Origin of the sequence: Brevundimonas sp. (assembly GCF_024711105.1) — a bacterium.
Classification (GTDB): Bacteria; Pseudomonadota; Alphaproteobacteria; order Caulobacterales; family Caulobacteraceae; genus Brevundimonas.
The window spans coordinates 21,417-41,602 of the sequence record NZ_JANJTL010000032.1; the positions used below are offsets into that span (position 1 = coordinate 21,417).

Genomic DNA, 20,186 nt, shown 5'->3' on the forward strand with positions numbered 1-20,186 from the left:
CCTTCACCTCCATCTCGCCGCTGGAGCTCCCATGCGCCTGATCGCCCTGGTCGCCGCCGCCCTCGTGGGCCTGACCCTGATCGCCCCCGCAACCGCGGCACGGGCGCAGACACCCGAGGTCGTGATCGACGAGGGCGTCATCCGCGCCATGCCGATCGCCATCGCCCCCTTCCAGGGCCAGTACGGCAATGAAATCTCCGAGGTGATCTCGGCCAATCTGGAGCGGTCCGGCTTCTTCGATCCGATCGATCCGGCCGCCTTCATCGAGCGGTCGCCCAGCGTCGACGTCCAGCCGCAGTTCGCGTCCTGGACGGCCATCAACGCCCAGACCCTGCTGGTCGGACGCGTCAGCATCGGCCCGGACGGCCGTCTGCGCGCCGCCTTCCGCCTGTGGGACGTGGTCCAGCAGACGCCGCTGCTCGAATTCCAGTTCACCTCGACCCCCGAGAACTGGCGGCGCGTGGCGCACAAAATCTCGGACGCCGTCTATCAGCGCCTGACCGGCGAGCTCGGCTATTTCGACACCCGCATCGTCTTCATCGCCGAGGACGGCCGCGGACCGGGGCGCCAGACCCGCCTGGCGGTCATGGACCAGGACGGCTTCAACCCCGTCTATCTGGCGGCCACCGACGCCATCCTTATGACGCCGCGCTTCTCGGCGACGCACCAGCGCGTGACCTACATGGCGCTCGGTGAGGACTACACCCGCATCTACCTGCTCGACCTCGAGACCGGTCGGCAGGAGAGCATCGGCGAGTTCGACGGGCTGGTCTTCGCCCCGCGCTTCTCACCGGACGGACGCCGCATCGCCTTCTCGCTGGAGCGGGGCGGCAACTCCGACATCTATGTGATGAACCTGCAGAGCCGGCAGCTGTCGCGCCTGACGTCGGACCCGGGCATCGACACCTCGCCGTCCTTCTCGCCGGACGGGTCGCGCATCGTGTTCAACTCCGACCGGGGCGGGCGTCCGCGCCTGTATGTCATGAACAGTGACGGCTCGGGCCAGCGCGCCATCTCCGGCGGCTCGGGCAACTATCACACGCCTGTCTGGAGCCCCTGCGGCGACCTGGTGGCGTTCACCAAGCAGCAGGGCGGCCGCTTCCACATCGGCGTCATGAACCCGGACGGCACCGGCGAACGCATCCTGTCCTCCAGCTACTATCAGGAAGGCCCCAGCTGGGCCCCGAATGGCCGGTACCTGGTCTTCTTCCGCGGCGAGGCGGGCGAGTCGCCGCGCCTGTACACCGTGGACGTGACCGGCCGGATCCTGCGCCCGGCGCCCTACGCCGGCGCGGCCTCCGACCCGGCCTGGTCGCCCCTGCTCGATCCGCCGGCCGGCGACTTCTCCGGCGGCGGCTCGGGCGGCCGCTGCCTGGCCGGAAGCTGAGGCCCGGAAACCCGTGGCTCAACTTGTCGTTATCCCCATGGCGCCGTCAGAAACTGACAGCTAGGACCGTTCCAGCTTGGCCGTATGTGTACGACCTTGCCCATCAGGAGTTTTCGATGACCAAGACCGCTCTCCGCACCACCGCTATCGCGGCCATGGCCATTCTCGCGGCCGCCGCCTGCACCCGTCGTGAACAGCCCCAGCCGGTCGATCCGCCCCCCCCGGGCCCGACCCAGCCGACGAACCCGGGCTCCGGCCCGACGACCCCGCCGGTCACCGGCGGCCCGACCACCAGCGTCACCCCGGGCTCCCAGCGCGATTTCGTCGTCAACGTCGGCGATCGCGTCTACTTCGACTTCGATTCCTATTCGATCCGCTCGGACGCCCAGCGCGTGCTGGCCGCCCAGGCCGCCTGGCTGGCCCGCTATCCGCAGGTCCAGGTGCGCATCGAAGGCAACGCCGACGAACGCGGCACGCGTGAGTACAACCTCGCGCTCGGCGCCCGCCGCGCCGAGGCGGTGCGCAGCTTCCTGATCGCCAACGGCGTCTCGGCCGCCCGCATCGACACCATCAGCTACGGCAAGGAACGGCCGATCGCGATGGGCTCGAACGAGGAAGCCTGGGCGCAGAACCGTAACGCCCACACCGCCATCACCGGCGGCGCCCCGGCCCAGTAGGTCGGAGCTGAAATCGGGGGCGGAAGGTTCGCCTTCCGCCCCTTTTCGCGTCCGGGGCTTTCGCCCCTGTCCCGCCCCAAAGTCCGGACTATGCTTCGTCCATGACAGAGACCCGTCCCCCCCGCCGCCTGCCCCGCGCGCTCGCCACGGGCATCGGCGTCGCCCTCATCGGCGGCGCGGTGATCGCCCAGACCATCCCGGCCCCGCCGATCGCCTGGGACTCGCGAAAGCTGGAACGTCTGGACCGCAACGTCCGCAAGCTGGAGCGCGCCGTCTATCAGCGGAACGCGGCGGGCGATCCGATCATCATCGAGGCCGATCCCGAGGTCGTGGCCCTGATGGGGCGCGTCGACCTGATGGACCGGCGCCTGTCCGACCTGGAGTCGGCGTTGATCCGCGCCAACGGCTCGCTCGAGGACGCCTCGAGCGACCTGACCGCCGCCCAGCGGGCCAACCGCGATCTCGCGGGCCGCATCGACGCCCTGACCCAGCGCGTGGCCGAGATGGAAGCCGCGCAGGCGGCCGCCGAGGAAGCCGCTCAGCCGACCCAGCCGCGGTCGCCTTCCGGCAGCGAGGGCGGCGATTTCGACGCCGCCATGCGGCTGATGATCGACGGCGACTACGCCGCCGCCGGCGACGCCTTCGACCTGTTCATCGTGACCTGGCCGGACAGCGACCTGCTGCCCGAGGCCCACTATCGCCTGGCGGAAACCTTGTTCATCGCCGAGGACGAAGCGGGCGCCGCCCAAGCCTACGCCACTTCGCTGCGCGGTTGGCCGACAGCCGCCTGGGCGGCCGACGCCACGGTCAAGCTGGCCGACGCCCTGGTCTCGACGGAGCGCGCGCAGCAGGCTTGCCAGGCGCTGGGCGAGTTCGATCGCCGCTACGCCGCCCGCGCCAGCGCGGCCATCCGCAACCGGGCCCAGCAGATCCGCACCCGCGCCCGCTGCGCCTGACCGCGTGCTAGAGGGCCCTCCATGGGTCCCATTTTCGCCCAGCTCGATCAGCGCCTGTCGCGGCACGACGCGCGGCCGGTGGCGCTCGCCCTGTCCGGCGGAGGAGATTCCCTCGCGCTACTGCTGATCGCCGCCGACTGGGCGCGCGCGAACGGCCGCCGCCTGCTGGCGCTCACTGTCGACCATCGCCTCAGCCCCGAAAGCCCAGGCTGGACCGCCTTCGCAGAGGAGGCGGCCCGGCGGATGAGGGCGGACTGGCGCGGCCTCACCTGGATAGGGTCCAAGCCGACCAGGGGCCGACCGGCGGCGGCTCGCCAGGCGCGCCATCGTCTTCTGGCCGAGGCGGCGAGAAAGGCCGGGGCCCACGTCTTGCTGATGGCCCATACCGCTGACGACGTCGCCGAGAACGCCTGGATGCGCACGCAGGGCTCGACCCTGGGCCGCCTGACCGCCTGGTCGCCCTCCCCGGTCTGGCCGGAGGGCCGCGGCCTGATGATCCTGCGCCCCCTGTTGGGCGAGCGCCGGGAGGCCCTGCGCGATCTCCTGCGCGATCGGGACCAGCGATGGATCGAAGATCCCGCCAATGCCGACCCGGACCAGCTTCGAGCCCGGGCGCGGCGCGCGCTGGCCGGGCGCATCTCAACTCCGGCTCCGCCTCAGCCTGAGCCGCCGCCGCTCGATGCCGTGGTGGACCTGCTGGCCGGCTCGGCCCGGCTGCCAGCCGGCTCACCCTGGCTGGCCCACGCCATCGCCTGCGTTTCAGGTCGAGCCGACCTTCCGCGACGCGACCGGGTGGAGGCGGCGCGGGCACGGCTCTGCGCCGAAGAGCGAGCCACTCTCGGGGGTGTCGACCTGCGCGCTGAAGGGGACGGTCTGACCCTGACGCGCGAGCCGGGCCGCAGCCCCCCGTCGTCCATGCGCCTGCAGCCGGGCGAGACGCGGGTCTGGGACGGCCGCTTCGAGGTCTCCGCTAAAGAGGGCGGTTGGACTATCGCTCCGTCGAGGGGCCATGCGGTGCGGCTCGCCCCGACGGACCGGGTCCGACTCCGCGCTCTGCCCACTGCGGCGCGTCCGGCCCTGCCTGTGCTGTTTCGGGAAGGCGACGCCAGCCCGGTTCTTGCAAGCCCGGCGGTGTCCCTGCGCTGTCTCGTCGGAGACCGGCTTCGGCTGGCCTCGGGCGGCGCAAGGACGGAGGCCGACCTCATTTCGCCCGACATGGCGAATTAAGGATCGGTCCCCTATCTTGGATGGCCAGGACGGGCGCGCCCGACCACGACGTATCGAGGACCGAATGAACCTTCGCAATCTGGCCATCTGGGGCGTCATCGCCATGGTGCTGCTCGCCGTCTACGGCGTGACCAACCAGGCCGGCGGCGCCAATCCGATGGGCGCCCAGCAAAAGCGCCCGGCCGAGATCAGCTACACCGAGCTGCTGCGCCGCGTGGAAGCCGGCGAGGTGCAGAGCGTCACCATCAACGGAGACAAGGTCACCGGCGAGATGGAAGGCGGCGCCCGCTTCCGCTCCGTCGCGCCCTATCCCTACGACGCGCTGGAAGAGCGCCTCTCGGCCGCCGAGGTCGAGATGAACGTCGTGTCGCGCGAGCAGTCGCCCCTGTGGGGCCTGCTGTTGGGCTTCGGCCCGATCATCCTGCTGGTCATCCTCTGGTTCGTGGTCATGAACCGCATGCAGGGCGGCGCCCGCGGCGCCATGGGCTTCGGCAAGTCCAAGGCTCGCCTCCTGACCGAGCACAAGAACCGCAAGACCTTCGATGACGTCGCCGGCGTGGACGAGGCCAAGGAAGAGCTGCAGGAGGTCGTCGACTTCCTCAAGGACCCCGGCAAGTTCCAGCGTCTGGGCGGCAAGATCCCCAAGGGCGCGCTGCTGGTCGGCCCTCCGGGCACCGGTAAGACGCTGCTGGCCCGCGCCGTCGCGGGCGAGGCGGGCGTGCCCTTCTTCTCCATCTCCGGCTCGGACTTCGTCGAGATGTTCGTCGGCGTCGGCGCCAGCCGCGTCCGCGACATGTTCGAACAGGCCAAGAAGAACGCGCCCTGCATCATCTTCATCGATGAGATCGACGCTGTGGGCCGTCACCGTGGCGCGGGCCTGGGCGGCGGCAACGACGAGCGCGAGCAGACCCTGAACCAGCTTCTGGTCGAGATGGACGGCTTCGAAGCGTCCGAGAACATCATTCTGATCGCCGCCACCAACCGTCCTGACGTCTTGGACCCGGCGCTGCTGCGTCCCGGCCGCTTCGATCGCCAGGTCGTGGTGCCAAACCCGGACGTCTCGGGACGCGAGAAGATCCTGCGGGTCCACATGAAGGACGTGCCGCTGGCCGCCGACGTCAACGTCAAGACGCTGGCGCGGGGCACCCCCGGCTTCTCGGGCGCGGACCTGGCCAATCTGGTGAACGAGGCGGCGCTGGTCGCGGCCCGCAAGAACCGCAAGATGGTCACCCACCGCGACTTCGAGGACGCCAAGGACAAGGTCATGATGGGCGCCGAGCGCCGGTCCATGGCCATGAACGAGGAAGAAAAGCGCCTCACCGCCTATCACGAGGCCGGCCACGCCATCGTCGCCATGAACGTGAAGATGGCCGATCCCGTCCACAAGGCGACCATCGTCCCGCGGGGCCGCGCGCTCGGCATGGTCATGCAGCTGCCCGAGGGCGACCGCTATTCCATGAAGTACCAGCAGATGATCGACCGCATCGCCATCATGGCGGGCGGCCGGGTCGCCGAGGAGCTGATCTTCGGCAAGGACAACATCACCTCGGGCGCCTCCTCGGACATCGAGCAGGCCACCAAGCTGGCCCGCGCCATGGTGACCCGCTGGGGCTTCTCGGACGTGCTCGGCACCGTCGCGTACGGCGAGAACCAGGAAGAGGTCTTCCTCGGCCACTCCGTCGCCCGCAGTCAGAACGTCTCGGAAGAGACCGCCCGGATCATCGACGCCGAGATCAAGCGTCTGGTCACCGCCGGCTGGGACGAGGCGCGGCGCATCCTCGTGAAGAAGAAGGCCGACCACGAGAAGCTGGCCCAGGCCCTGCTCGAGTACGAGACGCTGTCCGGCGAGGAGATCGTCGCCCTGCTGAAGGACGGCAAGCTGCCCGACCGCGAGGAGACCGGCGACGTGGCTGTCGGCCCGTCGCTGGCCGTGCCGGTCACGCCGGTTTCCGACGGGACCGAGGTCGAGACCCAGCCCACCGTCCACTAAGCCAAAGGAAGCCCGCCCCGGAAACGTGGCGGAATTCCTTATGACGAACATGTTTGCATTTTAGACTAGTCTGTGTGATATCGCCGCTCGACCTGTTCCGAGGGGGAGCCGCGATGGCCGACCACACACCTGCCGAGCGCCTGCACGGCCTCGACGCCTTGAGGGGTGGCGCTCTGCTGCTCGGAGTGGTTCTCCACGCCGCCATGGCGTACCTGACCCTGCCGGTCTGGCCCGTCGGCGACGCCGCCAGCGAGCCGGCGGCCGATGCGCTGTTCTTCGGCATCCACCTCTTCCGGATGTCGGCCTTCTTCCTGATCGCCGGTCTTTTTGGGCACATGCTCCTGTCCCGGCGGGGCTGGGGCGGCTTTATCCGGGACCGGCTGTCGCGCATCGCCCTGCCCCTGGTCGTCTTCTGGCCGTTGGTTTTCGCCGGCATCATCGCCGTCATTCTTTGGAAGGCGGCTCTCGCCAACGGCGGGACCCTGCCGACGGGCGGCACGCCGCCGCCGCCCCTGACGGTGGAGACGTTCCCGCTCACCCACCTGTGGTTCCTCTGGGTCCTGCTGATCCTCTACGTCGGCTTGCTGGCCCTTCGCGCAGTCGTCGCGCTCAACCGGTCAGGCCTGCTGGGCCGTACGTTGGACAGGACCGCGGGCGGTGCCATCGGCCTCTGGAGCCCCGCCCTTTTTGCGGCGCCCCTGGCGCTGGTGCTGAGCGCTACGCCGGACTGGTACGCCTTCTTCGGCGTGCCGACGCCGGACTATGGGCCCGTCCCCAATGCGGCGGCGCTGACCGCATTCGGGCTCGCCTTCCTGGCCGGTGTCTTCCTCGATCGGAGACGTGACCTGCTCAAGCGTCTCGAGCGCGCCTGGGCGCCCTTGAGCCTTGTCGCAGTCCTTTCCGGCGTAGCGGCTTATGTGGCGACCGGCGGTTCCGCGCCGGTGCTGGAGCCCATCGAGGGGCAGGCGAAGGTGATCGCCGCCTGGACCTACGCCCTGGCGCTGTTCGCCTCGACCTTCGCGGTCACCGCCCTGGCGCTCCGCTTCGCCTCAGGCCACAGCCGGCTGCGGCACTACCTCGCCGACGCATCCTACTGGACCTACATCGTTCACCTGCCGCTGGTGATGGTCGGCCATGTGCTGCTCGCCGATCTCGCCTGGCCCTGGTTCGCCAAGCTTGCGGCGGTGACCTTCGGCGTGCTCGCGGTCTGCCTGATCACTTACGAGCTGCTGGTGCGTCACACCTTCATGGGCCGCTGGCTGAACGGCCGCGCCGTGCCCTGGGGTCGGCCCCGCCCCGCCGCCTCGCCGCTGCCCGCCGAATAGCTTGCCAAGCGCAGCCGGCTCGTCCACCCCGGACGGGTCGGCCGCCCATTCCGAGTCGTCCCATGACCCAGACCCCCCGCACCGCCGCCGAAGCCGACCTCGCCTTCATGCGCTCCATTGTCGAGGGCCGCACGACCGGCCGGTCGACCCTAACGATGGGCGTGGCCTACCTTGCCGGAGGGCTGCTCTACGGCATTCAGTGCCTGTTCCACATCGCCCAGGCGACCGGCCTGATCGCCTGGCCGGGACTCGCCAACCTGATTTTCCTGGCCTCCATCACCGTCGCCTTCCTCATCGTCCTGGCCTGGGCGGTGCGCGAGGACAAGAAGGCGGGCCCGTCCGCGCCGCTTGTGACCCGCACGCTCAACGCCGCCTTCAGCGGCGCGGGCATGGCCAACCTGGCCATCATCATCGTGTTCGGGGTCGGCTCGGCGCGGGATCAGGACTTCGCCGTCTGGCTCTACTACCCGGCGATGATCTTCGCCCTCCAGGCCGCGGCCTGGTACGTCTCCTGGTGCCTGAAGAAGAAGCCTTGGATGCTGGCGACATCGATCGGGGGCTGGCTGACGGCGGTCGGGCTGGGACTGCTCGTGCGCGAACCGATCGTCTACCTCGCGATCTGCACCGCGGCGCTGTTCCTCCTGTTCGCCGGACCGGGATGGATCATGGTGCGCGATGCAATGAAGTCGCGCGCGGCCGGCGCCTGACCGATGGGCCTGGCCGATCTCGGACGGCTGGACGAAGTCATCCACGGCCGCATGCGGCTGGGGATCATGGTCTATCTCGCCGACGCCGAGGCGGCCGATTTCACCGAGCTCAAGACGGTCCTCGAGGCGACCCAGGGAAACCTGTCGATCCACCTCAAGAAGCTGGAGGAAGCGGGCTACGTCGCCATCACCAAGAGCTTCGTGAACAACAAGCCCCTGACGCGCATCGCCATCACCCCCGAGGGCCGACTGGCCTTCGCCGACTATCTCGAGGCCCTGAGCCGGGTGATCGCAAGCCCGGGCTGAGGTCGCCGACGCCGAACCCGATTGACGGCCCGCAAGATCGCCGCCCAAAGCTGGGGGCGATGAGCCTTCAAGCCAGCCCCGCCCGCGTGATGGGCATCGTCAACGTCACGCCGGACAGCTTTTCCGACGGCGGCCGGCTGATCTCGCTGGACGCTGCGGTCGATCACGCCCTGCGGCTGGTGAAGCAGGGCGCAGACATTCTCGACATCGGCGGCGAGAGCACGCGTCCGGGGGCTGAGCCCGTGGCCGCCGAGGCCGAGATCGCGCGCGTCGTCCCCCTGGTCGAGCGAATCCGCGCGCGCTGGGACGGACGCATCAGCATCGACACCATGAAGCCTGAGGTCGTCCGCGCGGCCGTCGCCGCCGGCGCGACCATCTGGAACGACGTGACGGCCCTGTCCCACGCGCCCGATAGTCTTTCGACCGCCGCCGAGCTCGGCTGCGAGGTGGTGCTCATGCACATGAAGGGTGAGCCCCGCACCATGCAGGACGACCCGCGCTACGGCGACGTGGTCCCCGAGGTGGCCGCATTCCTGGCCGCCCGCGCGGAGGCGGCGGTGGAGGCCGGAGTGGCGTGCGAGCGCATCTGGCTGGATCCCGGCCTCGGCTTCGGTAAGACCGCAGCGCACAACCTTGAGCTCACCCGCCGCCTGGACGAGATCGCCGCCCTGGGCTTTCCGGTCCTCTATGGCGTCAGCCGCAAGCGGACCATTCAGGCCGTCGATCCGACCGCGACCGACCCGTTGGACCGGCTCGGCGGCTCGCTGGCGCTTGCCCTCGAGGCCGCCCGACGCGGCGCGGCGGTCATCCGCGCCCACGACGTGCGCGAGACGGTCCAGGCGCTGAAGCTTCAGGCGGCGGTCGGCGATTAGGTTTTGCGCCGATAGGTCGCGACCATGAACTCGCTCCACTGGCCGTCGGCGCCGCGCACCGTGCTGCGCAGCTTTCGCTCGTCGTCGGAGACGATTTCGATGACGTCCTCGTAGTCCGCCTCGCCAGGCGAGCCGTCCATGCGCGGCCCCCGGCAGGCCAGGCGTAGCAGACGACCGCCCTCGTCGAGGCGGCCCTCATAGCCCCAGAAGCTGGGCATGTGGGTCGAGACGAAGGAACCGACGAAGACGCCCCGAGTCGGGTCGAACCCGAGGGTGATGCGGCTCCTCGCCGGCTCTTGCCCGCCCATCCGGGCTTCTCCGTCGAATACGACCCAATAGTCGCCATAGGCGCTGACCGTCTCGACGCCGGTCGAGCGGTGTTCGGGCTTGTCCGGGATCGCCCGGCCCTCCACCGTCCAGTCACCGATCAACCGCTGGAGCCAGCGGTGTTCCTCGGCGGGTTCAGCCTTTTCCATCCCGGTCTCCGTCAGTCGGGCGCGACGACGCGCGCCAGGTTGTCGAGGATCATGGTCCAGCCGGCCGCCGTCCGCTCGGCGTAGGCGGCCCAGCCCGGCGCCAGGTCGTGGCTCAGGGTCACGACACACCCGTCGCCCTCCGGCGCGAAGGTGACGGTCACCCGCGTCGGGTCTTCCGGCGCCTCGTCCACCCAGAAGTCGAAGATCACGCGCACGGGCCTCTCGACCTCGATGAAGCGTCCGAAGTGGCGCGCCAGCATCTCCCCGCGCCGCTCGAAGATGGCGAACTCGCCGCCGGCCCTGGCGTCATAGTCAGCGCGCTCGAGGTCTCCTTCCGGCGTCCGGAACAGCCACTGGCCGACCGTCAGCGGATCGACGAAGGCGTCGAACACCCGCTCGCGGGAATGCCGGAACCGCTTCTCGACACGGACTTCGGTCACCGATCCCTCCATCCCTCGACCCGCCCGTCCGGATGCCGGTCGAGCACGAAGCGCGGCTCGATCCCGTGCTCCAGCCAGATCTTGGCCCCGGCCAGCACCAGGGCGAAGCCGCCCATGGAGTCCAGCGCCTCTGCGACCGGATCTGCGCCGTGGAAGCCCCGGTTGGTCACCGTCACCCAGGTGTCCTCGCCGCGCGGCTCGAACCGCCATTCGACTTCGGTCGGATCGTCCAGGTCCCAGTCGATCAGGATGCGCCCGCCGGGTTCGATCGCCTTGACCCGGACATCCGTGCCGACGCCGTACATCTCCCAGTCCCAGCGCACGACGGCGCCCGGCTCCAGCCGGCCGGAGCCTTTCGAGAACCAGAAGCGCGTCGTCACCGCCGGATCGACGAAGGCCTCGAACACCACCTTGGCCGGGCGGCGGATCAGCATGCCCGTGGTTGCCTCCGGCGCGGTCATCGCGTGGTCCAGTCGTTGGAGTAGTCGCCGGACGCCGCCGCCGCGCCGATGCGCTCGGCATAGGCGTCGCGCAGCGCGAACCAGCGGTCCCAGTCCCAGGCGTGCCGGACAAGACCGCAGGCGTCGTCCAGGCCCTCCATGTGGTGGTGCCAGCCGCTGAGCACGTTCTTGCGCGCGTCGGCCCAGCTCTCGGGCACGCGATGGACGAGCGTCAGGTGCGTGCCGTCGCCGTCGGGCGTCAGGGTCCAGGTGACCACAGAGTCCGGATTGCCACCGAAGGTGTGCTGGAACCGCTCGAACGGTCGGGCCTCCAGCACCTCGTTGGCCTGGATGCGGCGCTCGGGCACGTCCGGCATGAAGTCGTGGTCCGGCTGGCGAAAGTGCAGGTCCATCCGTCCGCCGGGCTCGGCCTCGATCTTCGCCTCCGCCAGCCAGCAGGCCAGCCCTTCGGGCGTGGTCAGCGCCCGCCAGACGCGCTCGGGCGAATGCCGCAGGCGGCGCTCGAAGCGCAGCTCCCAGCCGCCCTCCACGCGCCGCAAATCGCCGGCGTCTGGTCCCAGCCGGATCGGATTCATCACGTCGGTCATTGCGGAAACTCCCTGTCCAGATGCGCCTCCAGCGCGTCCAGCCGGTCGGTCCAGAGCCGGCGATAGCGGGCGAGCCAGTCGTCCAGCTCGGCCAGCGGGGCGGGATTGAGCCGATAGAGCCGCCGCCGACCTTCTTCGCGCACCGTCACCAGCCCGGCCTCGCGCAGCACCCGCAGGTGCCGCGACACGCCTGGCTGACTGATTCCCAGCAGCGGCGTAAAATCGCCAGCCGCCCGCTCGCCCTGGGCCAGGGTGTCAAGGATGCGGCGGCGGCCAGGCTCAGCCAGGGTTTCGAGGAGGGTGTCCATACGCAACGCATATCACATGCGTTATATAACGCAAGCGCGATGCTTTCCGTCGCTCTGCGAGGTCAGTCGGCGAGGATGAACCGCACCCGGAAGCGCACCTGTGTCCCGCCTTCGCCCTGAACCCGCGCGGCGCTGGACGCTCGCAGGGCCTCCTCGGCGAAGCCGTAGCCCTCGGGCGTCTCGCTCACGACCGAGCAGGCGTCGAGCCCGCCCTCGGCGGTGGTGACGCACCGCACCACGACCTCGCCGCCTGCGATCCCGTTCGAAAGCGCGCGGATCGGGAACTGCGGGACTGGGCGGATCGCCCAGCGCGGCTGCGAGATCGCCTCGTCAGACAGCGCGAGCGGCGGGACCGGCTCGGGGATGGTCAGGGCAGGCGGCTTGGTCTGGCCCATCAAAAGAACGGCGGCGATCAGCAGGCTCATTAGTCCTCGTCCGTCTCGATGACCGGCGCGGCCACTGGCGCGGGCGTTCCATTCAGCGCGGCGGCGAGCGCCTCGCGGTCCAGCGCCTTGTCCCAGCCGGCGACGACCAGGGTGGCCACCGCATTGCCGATGAAGTTGGTCAGGGCGCGGCATTCGCTCATGAAGCGGTCGATCCCCAGGATCAGCGCCATGCCGGCCACGGGCACGCTCGGAACCACCGCCAGGGTGGCCGCGAGCGTGATGAAGCCCGCCCCCGTCACACCCGCCGCGCCCTTGGAGCTCAGCACCGCCACCGCCAGCAGGAGTAGCTGCTCCGACAGGCTCAGCTCAATGTCGCAGGCCTGGGCGATGAACAGGGCCGCGAGCGTCATGTAGATGTTGGTGCCGTCCAGGTTGAAGGAATAGCCGGTGGGCACGACCAGGCCGACGACCGACTTCTTCGCCCCGGCCCGCTCCATCTTCTCGATCAGGCTGGGCAGGGCGGCCTCGGAGCTGGAGGTGCCGAGCACCAGCAGCAGCTCCTCCTTCAGGTACCGGATCAGCTTGAAGATCGAGAAGCCGTTGGCCGCGGCGACCGCGCCCAGCACGCCCACCACGAAGATCAGCGAGGTCAGGTAGAAGGTCCCCACCAGCGCGGCCAGGCTGATCACGCTCTCGATGCCGTAGCGGCCGATGGTGAAGGCGAAGGCCCCGAAGGCGCCGATCGGCGCGGCCTTCATCAGGATGTGGACCAGCTTGAAGAAGGCCTCCGACAGGCTCTCAAGCACGGTCAGGACCGGCTGGGCCCGGTCGCCGATGACGGCCAGGGACACGCCGAACAGGATCGAGAAGAACAGGACCTGCAGGATCTCCCCGCCCGCGAAGGCGCCGACCACCGTGTCGGGGATGACGTGCAGCAAAAAGCCCGTGATCGTCTGGTCGTGGGCGGCGGTGGCGTACTGGGACACGGCTTCCGGATCGAGGCTGGCCGGATCCACCCCCATGCCCGCGCCGGGCCGGACCGTGTTGGCCACCACCAGGCCGACGATCAGGGCGAGCGTCGAAAAGGTCAGGAAATAGGCGAAGGCCTTGCCGGCCACCCGGCCCACGGACTTCAGGTCGCGCAGGTGGGCGATGCCGGTCGCCACCGTCAGGAAGATCACCGGCGCGATGATCATCTTGACCAGCTTGATGAAGCCGTCACCCAGCGGCTTCAGCTGTTCGCCGAGGCCCGCGATCAGCTCGCCGTCGGGGCCCTCCACGCTCGGATAGAAGTGGCCGACCAGCCCGCCCAGGACGATGGCGGCGATCACCTGGACGTAGAGATGGGTCCAGATCGGCTTTCTCGCCGGCCGCTCACCCGGCTCCAGGGCGGGCGGCGAGACGCCCGGCGCGGCCTTGATCATGTACGTCCCCTCCGTCCGGCCTGTTGTCAGTGGCGCGCCGCGACTTGGCAAGCGGAGCCTTCGCCAAGCGTCAGCGTTCCTGCTCCATGGCGGTGACGGCGGCGGATGATCGTCAGTATGCGCGAAGCCTCGCCCGGGCCTTCGGCGGCGCCCTGCTGTTCAGCTTTCCGCTGCTGATGACTATGGAGATGTGGTGGCTGGGCTTCACGATCAGCCCCCTGCGGCTGGGCGTCTTCGTCCTGGTCTGCCTGCCGCTGCTCTACGGCCTGTCCTATTACGCCGGTTTCCGGAAGACCTATGGGCCGCTCGATGACGGGCTGGACGCCCTGGCGGCCCTGGCCATCGGCTTCGTGACCGCGGGCGTGCTGCTGACGCTGTTCGGGGTCATCCGGATCGGCCAGCCGGCCGACGAGATCCTCGGCAAGCTGGCGCTTCAGGCCTTTCCGGCCGCCATCGGCGCGCTGCTCGCCCGCAAGCAGCTGGCGGCGGACGGTGACGCCCAGTCCGACGGGCCCGATGGCGAGAACGCCCGCGACACCTACGGCTCGGAGCTCTTCCTGATGGCCGTGGGCGCCCTGTTCATCGCCTTCAACGTCGCGCCGACCGAGGAGATGGTGCTGATCGCGTACCGGATGACGCCCTGGCACGCGCTCGGCCTGGCGGCGCTGTCGATCGCGCTGCTGCACGCCGTGGTCTATTCGCTCGGCTTCGCGGGCCAGCATCCGCACGAGCGGCCGTGGCTGGCCTTCGCCCATTTCACCGTGCCCGGCTATGCGATCGCGCTGCTGGTCGGGCTCTACGCCCAGTGGACCTTCGGCCACATGGAAGGACAGGGGATCGGCCGGCTGGCCATGACTACGGTCGTCCTGGCCTTTCCCGGCGCGCTCGGCGCGGGCGCCGCCCGGCTTCTGGTGTAGCCATGGCCCAACGCAGGCGAACGCCGCCCAAGACCCCCGCCCCCAGCTCGCCGCCGCTGCTGGAGTGGGCCACCGCGGGCCTCGGCCTCGCCGTCGTGCTGGCCGTGCTGGGCCTGGTCGGCTGGCAGGCGGCGAGCGGCCGCGCCGGCCCGCCCGACATCCGGCTCGAGGCCGGGGAGATCAGCCGCGCGCACGACGGCTGGACCGTCGAGGTCCGCGCCCGCAACGAGGGCGACCAGACCGCCGCCCAGGTCCGGATCGAGGGCCGGCTGGGCGAGGAGACCTCCGACGCCGAGTTCGACTACCTCCCCGCCCACGGCCGCGCCTCGGCCACCCTGCGCTTCGACGAGGACCCCCGGCGGGGTCTGGAGCTGTCCGTCCTCGGCTGGCGCGAGCCGTAGGTTGCTTCGCTTGCCCGGCGCGCCTACCCTCCCGCCGTTCTCCCGGGGGCGGCGCCTGAGCCGCTGAGATTGGCGTGATCGCCTGACCGGCCGAACCTGATCCGGGTCATGCCGGCGAAGGGAGGGAACGCGAGCCGGCGTCCAAGGTCCGCGCAAACGCCCAGAGCCGACAGGCCCTCCGCAAAGGAGGCCTTGAGTATGGACCGTTCCCGTTTCCTCGCCGGCCTGATCGGCCCGACGCTCGCCGCCGTCGCGCTGAGCCTGCTGATCAACCCGACCCTCGTTCCCGAGATGACCGACGTCATCCAGCGGGACTTCGCCCTGATCCTGATCGCGGGCGTGCTCGCGCTCCTGGCCGGGCTGGCCATCGTCATGACCCACAACGTCTGGAAGGGCTGGCCGGGGATCATCACCGCCTTCGGCTGGCTGGCGATCCTGGGCGGGCTGGGCCGCATCCTGTTTCCCGCCCAGATCGCCCGGCTGGCCGCCGGCATGGTCCGCGACGCCTCGCCGGCCGTCATGATCCTGGCCGTCGTCCTGCTCCTCCTGGGCCTGTTCCTGTCCTTCCAGGCCTTCCGTCCCCGCCCCTCAGAAAGTCCCCGATGAACGTCCACGTCACCCCCGAAGAGCCGAACGTCGAACTCCCGCTGGCCGAGGCCAAGAAGCGCGTGGAGGCGGCGGCCGGCTCCATCCCGACTGGCCCGCGTCCGGGGCGGAGGAAGGTCTATGAGCCGGGCGTCCTGTGGCCGGACATCCGGGTGCCCTTCGCCGAGATCGCGGTCCATCCCAGCGCCAACGAGCCGCCGGTGACGGTCTATGACCCGTCGGGCCCCTACACCGACCCGGACGCGAGCATCGACATCGGGCGCGGGCTGCCGGAGGTCGTCAGCCTCGACTGGCGCGTCCAGCGCGGCGACGTGGAGCTGGAGCCGGCCAGGCGTCAGGTGAAGCCCGAGGACAACGGCCATGCGGCCGGGCGGCACCTGGCCCCCGCCTTCGACGACAGCCGGCGCGCGGTCTGGCGCGGCGTCAGCGGCCGGCCGGTGACCCAGCTGGAATACGCCCGGCTGGGGGTCATTACCCCGGAGATGGAGTACGTCTCGATCCGCGAGAACCTGAGGCGCGAGCAGACGCGGGAGTGGCTGCGCGACGGCGAGGACTTCGGGGCCGAGATCCCGGACTTCGTCACGCCGGAGTTCGTGCGCGACGAGGTCGCGCGCGGCCGCGCCATCATCCCGGCCAACATCAACCACCGCGAAGTCGAGCCGATGGCCATCGGGCGCAACTTCCTGGTCAAGATCAACGCCAATATCGGCAACTCGGCGGTGCTGTCGTCGGTGGCCGACGAGGTCGACAAGCTGGTCTGGGCGACCCGCTGGGGCGCGGATACGGTCATGGACCTGTCGACGGGCCGCAACATCCACAACATCCGCGACTGGATCATCCGGAACAGCCCGGTCCCCATCGGCACCGTGCCCATCTACCAGGCGCTGGAGAAGGTCGGCGGCGTGGCCGAGGACCTCAGCTGGGAGGTGTTCCGCGACACCCTGATCGAACAGGCCGAGCAGGGCGTGGACTATTTCACCATCCACGCGGGCGTGCGCCTGCCCTTCGTGCCGCTGACGGCCAAGCGGGTGACGGGCATCGTGTCGCGGGGCGGCTCGATCATGGCCAAGTTGTGCCTGAGCCACCACAGGGAGAGCTTCCTCTACGAGCACTTCGCCGAGATCTGCGAGATCATGCGGGCCTATGACGTCTCGTTCAGCCTGGGCGACGGCCTGCGGCCCGGGTCCATCGCGGACGCCAACGACGAGGCCCAGTTCGCCGAGCTGAGGACCCTGGGCGAGCTGACCCGGGTCGCCTGGGACCACGGCTGCCAGGTGATGATCGAGGGCCCCGGCCACGTGCCGATGCACAAGATCAAGGCCAACATGGACGAGCAGCTCAAGCACTGCGGCGAGGCGCCCTTCTATACGCTGGGGCCGCTGACCACCGACGTGGCGCCGGGCTATGACCACATCACCAGCGCCATCGGCGCGGCCATGATCGGCTGGTTCGGCACGGCGATGCTCTGCTACGTTACGCCCAAGGAGCACCTGGGCCTGCCCGACCGGCAGGACGTCAAGGACGGGGTTATCACCTACAAGATCGCGGCCCACGCCGCCGACCTGGCCAAGGGGCACCCGGCCGCCCGCGCCTGGGACGACGCCCTGTCACGCGCCCGCTTCGAGTTCCGCTGGGAGGACCAGTTCAACCTCTCGCTCGACCCCGAGACGGCCCGCGAATACCACGACGAGACCCTGCCCAAGGAGGCGCACAAGACCGCCCACTTCTGCTCCATGTGCGGGCCCAAGTTCTGCTCGATGAAGATCAGCCAGGACATCCGCGACGCCGCCCAGGCCGAGGCAGGCATGGCGGAGATGAGCGACAAGTTCCGCGCCGGCGGCGGCGAGGTGCTGGTGAAGGTCTAGGCCCCGGGTGGCAGTGCAGGCCGGAAAAAGGACTGCTGCACTGCCATTTCCTGCCGACGCGGCGGGGGCTAGGGGGCTGCGGATGGACGGTGAGAAAGACCGAGGGCGGTATCGTAGGGCCGTCTGAGCGGGCGGGGGTTCGCGGTGGGCAATTCTCGCTTCGCGGCCTGAGATATCAGGCGGTTAGCCAGCCGCGATACGGGATTTCCCTCTCCCATTGGGAGAGGGCTTGAGCGCCCGAGAGCCTTCAGGCGATCGGCTGCGCGAGCCGAAGGCCAGCGCGGAGCCTGAAAGGGTGAGGGTCGAGTCCGAGCCATACCTGGCGCCATCCGACCCTCATCCCCCGCACTGGCCTCCGCTTGCGCTCCGGCATGCGGGACCCCCCTCTCCCACCGGGAGAAGGATCACGCGCGCCGCCCACCACCATCAGCCCCACGAACGCCATGGAGGCCCACATCACCGCCAGGTCGGCAGCGATGAAGACGTTCACCAGGCCGCGGATGAAGCTGTCGTTGTCCATCCCGGCAGGGTGGACGGGAGGCGGTTAGGAGGGGGTGAAGGCGAAACGTGTAGCCTCCGTGACCCCCCATGCTACCTTCCTTGAAAGATTATCGAGGCGGATCAGGATCTACGTCGTGGCTCCCTTGGACAAAGCATCCGACAGACCGGAATTCCGGGACTGGGTTGACCGGCAACCTGCTTCACTTGAGCCTCTTCTTCCCGTCATGCACACGGCTAAGGCTCTGATTGCAAGGGACATCGTGCGACAAGGCGCAATAGTTCCGCGTGAATGCGAGGTTTTGGGAAAGGCGGTCGCATACTTTTTCTATGGTCGTCCCGCATATCGGTTATCCGACAACGGCACCGTAACACAGAATTTGATGTGCCCAATTTGTTTTGTGTTCTCGCCCGAGTTGCTGGCAAACGCGAGCAACATACACCCTTTTGATACTGGCGCATTTTACAATCGACTCTATCGGCATGCGATGATAGAGGACATAGAAATCCCTAATTTCGACCTTGTGGGGGATATCGACCGAATTCCAAAGCTTATAGCGCGCGTATTTTCAAATAATACTACCTATTTTGATGGGGACCGCTTCGCAATCCGACGAGCGGCTCATGATGCCGAACCTGACGAATACCTCGCTCAGTCGTATATAGACTTAATTACATCAAAGGGTCGAAATGAGCCTGACGATCGAGTATCGACGATAGAAGTCGCCATTGATAAGACGGCTTCCCTAGAGCCGGGCCTCCTAGCCGTTGTAGTTCCAGACAACATTTGGAGCGCGGAATATTCGTCTGACTGGCTCAGGCCATTGTCGGATGGAGGGGTCGAGATTCTCCCCTACCGACACGTGATGGGCCGGGAGCCATCACATTATCGCGACGCGATAGAAGTTCAGGTTCGGGCATTTCTACTCGGCAGGGGCCTGATTTGACCGTCACCACACATAAACTGTGCGGCTTTGCGACGTTGAGTCCGGAAGCTCCGTCAATGGCCTTGCCACTTTTTGGCGACACCGCCTCGGGAGACCTGAACGTTCAAATCTACCAGATGAACGGACCAATAACGGCCTTCGCTCGAGTCGCCGAGACGATCTCCGTTCCACTACCCCAGGGAACTGAAATATATGCTGAGGTCGGAGGCGAACCGCTCATCGCCGTTTTCGATGAATATGGTGCCTTACGATACGGACCTCGTTCGGACTTGGGAGTGGTTGTCAGGCAGTGCGCATCTCATCCCAAGGCAAGCGATGCCTTTAGGATAAGCGCTTACGAGGTTGTGGGAGACATTGATCAAGTCAGAAGGCATCGCCAACGCGCTTGCGAAAGCATCACCAAATTTTTGGGAATGCAGTCGAGCCGATATTTCAAAGATTCCGTCGCCACCGATATATTTTGGAACCTATTAGAACAAAATGCGCGGAGTGCAGAAGCGGCATCGCGATTTCGAACGGTGCGAGGGACGGCAAGTGCACGGATGCACGATGGCAGATCCCTGGTTGATTTCGGGCTGATTGATCCGTCCGATTTCACTATCGAGAGTAGAGATTTCGAGGCCCTGATTGATCGAGAGATGGTCGGGTTAGCGTCCGCGGGTGTCCGCTTGAAGAAGGCAGATTTGTCGGGCTATGGCGGCTCTGCGCCCACCTACGGTGAGTTGATTGCTGCCATCGCAGCATCCCCGCGGCAGGAAGAGCGCGTGGCGATCTTGATGCGAATCATGATCCTTTTCCCGAAGGAGGGGATTAATGTCGCGCAGTATTATCCGCATCACTCCGCATATGAAAAAGCGGCGGCGGGAAAACTTTTTGCTGCGGTGTACCTCGAGCGCGATATTACATCTAATGTAATGGAGCGTATATTATCCGGCCTGACTAGGCAGCTTATTAGCGATGCATACCCGATGCGTAAGGGGGAGGTAATATTCTATTTTGCATCGCACCTTTCGGACTTCCCCCTTGTGCGCGGACAGATACTTGACTCATTTACCCGGAGTAATGCGTTGAGCGTAAATATGTTATCCGAGCAAATCAATAACGCGCTGTTCGGAAGTAAATATAGGCGACCTACTTAGCGGTTCCGCCATTCGGCCGCGCGCAGCATTGCAAGCAATCGTAAATGGCAGTCTCGTGCTTTAAGACAGGTTCCATATCCGCCGCAGCGCCTGCTCGAACACCTCCGGCGGCTGGCCGCCGCTGATGAGCCACTTGTCCTCCACCACCACCGCCGGGACCGAGTTGAGCCCCCGGCCGAGCCACAGGCGTTGCTCGGCGCGGACGGCCTCGGCGTAGCGGTTCCCGGTGAGGACGGCCCGGGCCTCGGCGCCGTCCAAGCCCGCGGCCTCGGCCGCGGCGACCC

At 68.0% G+C, this 20,186-nt stretch carries 23 protein-coding genes and 1 riboswitch; of the genes, 15 read left to right on the plus strand and 8 right to left on the minus strand.

The features are described from left to right. Positions 1 to 31 precede the first annotated feature (31 nt). From tolB to folP, 9 genes are all read left to right on the plus strand, one after another. Positions 32 to 1,387 carry a Tol-Pal system beta propeller repeat protein TolB gene (gene tolB, locus Q0M60_RS02110; protein ID WP_296815325.1) on the plus strand — a complete coding sequence of 452 codons (1,356 nt, stop codon included), beginning with the start codon at positions 32 to 34 and terminating at the stop codon, positions 1,385 to 1,387. Between the two features lie 116 nt (positions 1,388 to 1,503). After that, positions 1,504 to 2,064: a peptidoglycan-associated lipoprotein Pal gene (gene pal / locus Q0M60_RS02115; protein ID WP_296815328.1), complete on the plus strand. Its 561-nt coding sequence runs from the start codon at positions 1,504 to 1,506 to the stop codon at positions 2,062 to 2,064. A 101-nt stretch (positions 2,065 to 2,165) separates the two neighbouring features. After that, entirely contained in the window at positions 2,166 to 3,020 is an 855-nt protein-coding gene (locus Q0M60_RS02120) for a tol-pal system protein (RefSeq protein ID WP_296815331.1), read from the plus strand. A gap of 21 nt (positions 3,021 to 3,041) precedes the next feature. Continuing rightward, a complete protein-coding gene (gene tilS / locus Q0M60_RS02125; protein WP_296815334.1) occupies positions 3,042 to 4,247 on the plus strand; it encodes a tRNA lysidine(34) synthetase TilS in 1,206 nt (401 codons plus the stop codon). 64 nt (positions 4,248 to 4,311) lie between these two features. Further along, entirely contained in the window at positions 4,312 to 6,237 is a 1,926-nt protein-coding gene (ftsH, locus tag Q0M60_RS02130) for an ATP-dependent zinc metalloprotease FtsH (RefSeq protein ID WP_296815336.1), read from the plus strand. 113 nt (positions 6,238 to 6,350) lie between these two features. Further along, positions 6,351 to 7,562, plus strand: a complete 1,212-nt coding sequence (locus Q0M60_RS02135; RefSeq protein ID WP_296815339.1) for an acyltransferase family protein — start codon at positions 6,351 to 6,353, stop codon at positions 7,560 to 7,562. A gap of 62 nt (positions 7,563 to 7,624) precedes the next feature. Beyond that, positions 7,625 to 8,269: a hypothetical protein gene (locus Q0M60_RS02140; protein WP_296815342.1), complete on the plus strand. Its 645-nt coding sequence runs from the start codon at positions 7,625 to 7,627 to the stop codon at positions 8,267 to 8,269. 3 nt (positions 8,270 to 8,272) lie between these two features. After that, on the plus strand, positions 8,273 to 8,575 hold the full coding sequence (locus Q0M60_RS02145) for a transcriptional regulator (protein ID WP_296815345.1): 303 nt from the start codon (positions 8,273 to 8,275) through the stop codon (positions 8,573 to 8,575). 59 nt (positions 8,576 to 8,634) lie between these two features. Next, positions 8,635 to 9,447: a dihydropteroate synthase gene (folP, locus tag Q0M60_RS02150; RefSeq protein WP_296815348.1), complete on the plus strand. Its 813-nt coding sequence runs from the start codon at positions 8,635 to 8,637 to the stop codon at positions 9,445 to 9,447. Here the strand turns inward: folP and Q0M60_RS02155 are convergent. The 7 genes from Q0M60_RS02155 to Q0M60_RS02185 form a co-directional block, all read right to left on the minus strand. Continuing rightward, positions 9,444 to 9,923 (minus strand): DUF1579 domain-containing protein, encoded by a 480-nt coding sequence (locus Q0M60_RS02155; protein ID WP_296815351.1) that lies wholly within the window; start codon positions 9,921 to 9,923, stop codon positions 9,444 to 9,446. The two genes, folP and Q0M60_RS02155, sit on opposite strands and share 4 nt — an antisense overlap. Positions 9,924 to 9,934: 11 nt before the next feature. Beyond that, a complete protein-coding gene (locus tag Q0M60_RS02160) occupies positions 9,935 to 10,363 on the minus strand; it encodes an SRPBCC domain-containing protein (RefSeq protein ID WP_296815354.1) in 429 nt (142 codons plus the stop codon). Next, a complete protein-coding gene (locus Q0M60_RS02165; protein WP_296815357.1) occupies positions 10,360 to 10,824 on the minus strand; it encodes an SRPBCC family protein in 465 nt (154 codons plus the stop codon). The genes Q0M60_RS02160 and Q0M60_RS02165 overlap by 4 nt, the downstream gene beginning before the upstream one ends. Then, entirely contained in the window at positions 10,821 to 11,411 is a 591-nt protein-coding gene (locus Q0M60_RS02170) for an SRPBCC family protein (protein ID WP_296815360.1), read from the minus strand. Before Q0M60_RS02170 ends, Q0M60_RS02165 begins: the two co-directional genes overlap by 4 nt. Beyond that, positions 11,408 to 11,719, minus strand: a complete 312-nt coding sequence (locus Q0M60_RS02175; protein ID WP_296815363.1) for a metalloregulator ArsR/SmtB family transcription factor — start codon at positions 11,717 to 11,719, stop codon at positions 11,408 to 11,410. Before Q0M60_RS02175 ends, Q0M60_RS02170 begins: the two co-directional genes overlap by 4 nt. 62 nt (positions 11,720 to 11,781) lie before the next feature. Further along, on the minus strand, positions 11,782 to 12,144 hold the full coding sequence (locus Q0M60_RS02180) for a TonB family protein (protein WP_296815366.1): 363 nt from the start codon (positions 12,142 to 12,144) through the stop codon (positions 11,782 to 11,784). Next, positions 12,144 to 13,529 carry a dicarboxylate/amino acid:cation symporter gene (locus Q0M60_RS02185; RefSeq protein ID WP_296815368.1) on the minus strand — a complete coding sequence of 462 codons (1,386 nt, stop codon included), beginning with the start codon at positions 13,527 to 13,529 and terminating at the stop codon, positions 12,144 to 12,146. The genes Q0M60_RS02180 and Q0M60_RS02185 overlap by 1 nt, the downstream gene beginning before the upstream one ends. Before the next feature lie 44 nt (positions 13,530 to 13,573). On the opposite strand from Q0M60_RS02185, the gene Q0M60_RS02190 reads away from it, so the two are divergent. From Q0M60_RS02190 to Q0M60_RS02215, 6 genes are all read left to right on the plus strand, one after another. Then, on the plus strand, positions 13,574 to 14,446 hold the full coding sequence (locus tag Q0M60_RS02190) for a TIGR02587 family membrane protein (protein ID WP_296815371.1): 873 nt from the start codon (positions 13,574 to 13,576) through the stop codon (positions 14,444 to 14,446). A gap of 2 nt (positions 14,447 to 14,448) precedes the next feature. Then, positions 14,449 to 14,847 carry a hypothetical protein gene (locus Q0M60_RS02195; RefSeq protein WP_296815373.1) on the plus strand — a complete coding sequence of 133 codons (399 nt, stop codon included), beginning with the start codon at positions 14,449 to 14,451 and terminating at the stop codon, positions 14,845 to 14,847. A gap of 32 nt (positions 14,848 to 14,879) precedes the next feature. Beyond that, positions 14,880 to 14,987, plus strand: a riboswitch (TPP riboswitch). 58 nt (positions 14,988 to 15,045) lie between these two features. After that, on the plus strand, positions 15,046 to 15,453 hold the full coding sequence (locus Q0M60_RS02200; RefSeq protein ID WP_296815375.1) for a hypothetical protein: 408 nt from the start codon (positions 15,046 to 15,048) through the stop codon (positions 15,451 to 15,453). Further along, positions 15,450 to 17,318 (plus strand): phosphomethylpyrimidine synthase ThiC, encoded by a 1,869-nt coding sequence (gene thiC / locus Q0M60_RS02205; RefSeq protein ID WP_296815377.1) that lies wholly within the window; start codon positions 15,450 to 15,452, stop codon positions 17,316 to 17,318. The genes Q0M60_RS02200 and thiC overlap by 4 nt, the downstream gene beginning before the upstream one ends. A 635-nt stretch (positions 17,319 to 17,953) precedes the next feature. Beyond that, positions 17,954 to 18,763 (plus strand): hypothetical protein, encoded by an 810-nt coding sequence (locus Q0M60_RS02210; protein WP_296815380.1) that lies wholly within the window; start codon positions 17,954 to 17,956, stop codon positions 18,761 to 18,763. Beyond that, the gene (locus tag Q0M60_RS02215) at positions 18,760 to 19,902 is read left to right on the plus strand and encodes a hypothetical protein (RefSeq protein ID WP_296815382.1); all 1,143 of its coding nucleotides are present in this window, start codon (positions 18,760 to 18,762) and stop codon (positions 19,900 to 19,902) included. The genes Q0M60_RS02210 and Q0M60_RS02215 overlap by 4 nt, the downstream gene beginning before the upstream one ends. Positions 19,903 to 19,962: 60 nt before the next feature. On the opposite strand, the gene Q0M60_RS02220 is transcribed toward Q0M60_RS02215, so the two are convergent. After that, positions 19,963 to 20,186, minus strand: a 224-nt coding sequence (locus Q0M60_RS02220) for a DsbA family protein (RefSeq protein WP_296815384.1), incomplete at its 5' end; no start/stop codon positions are given.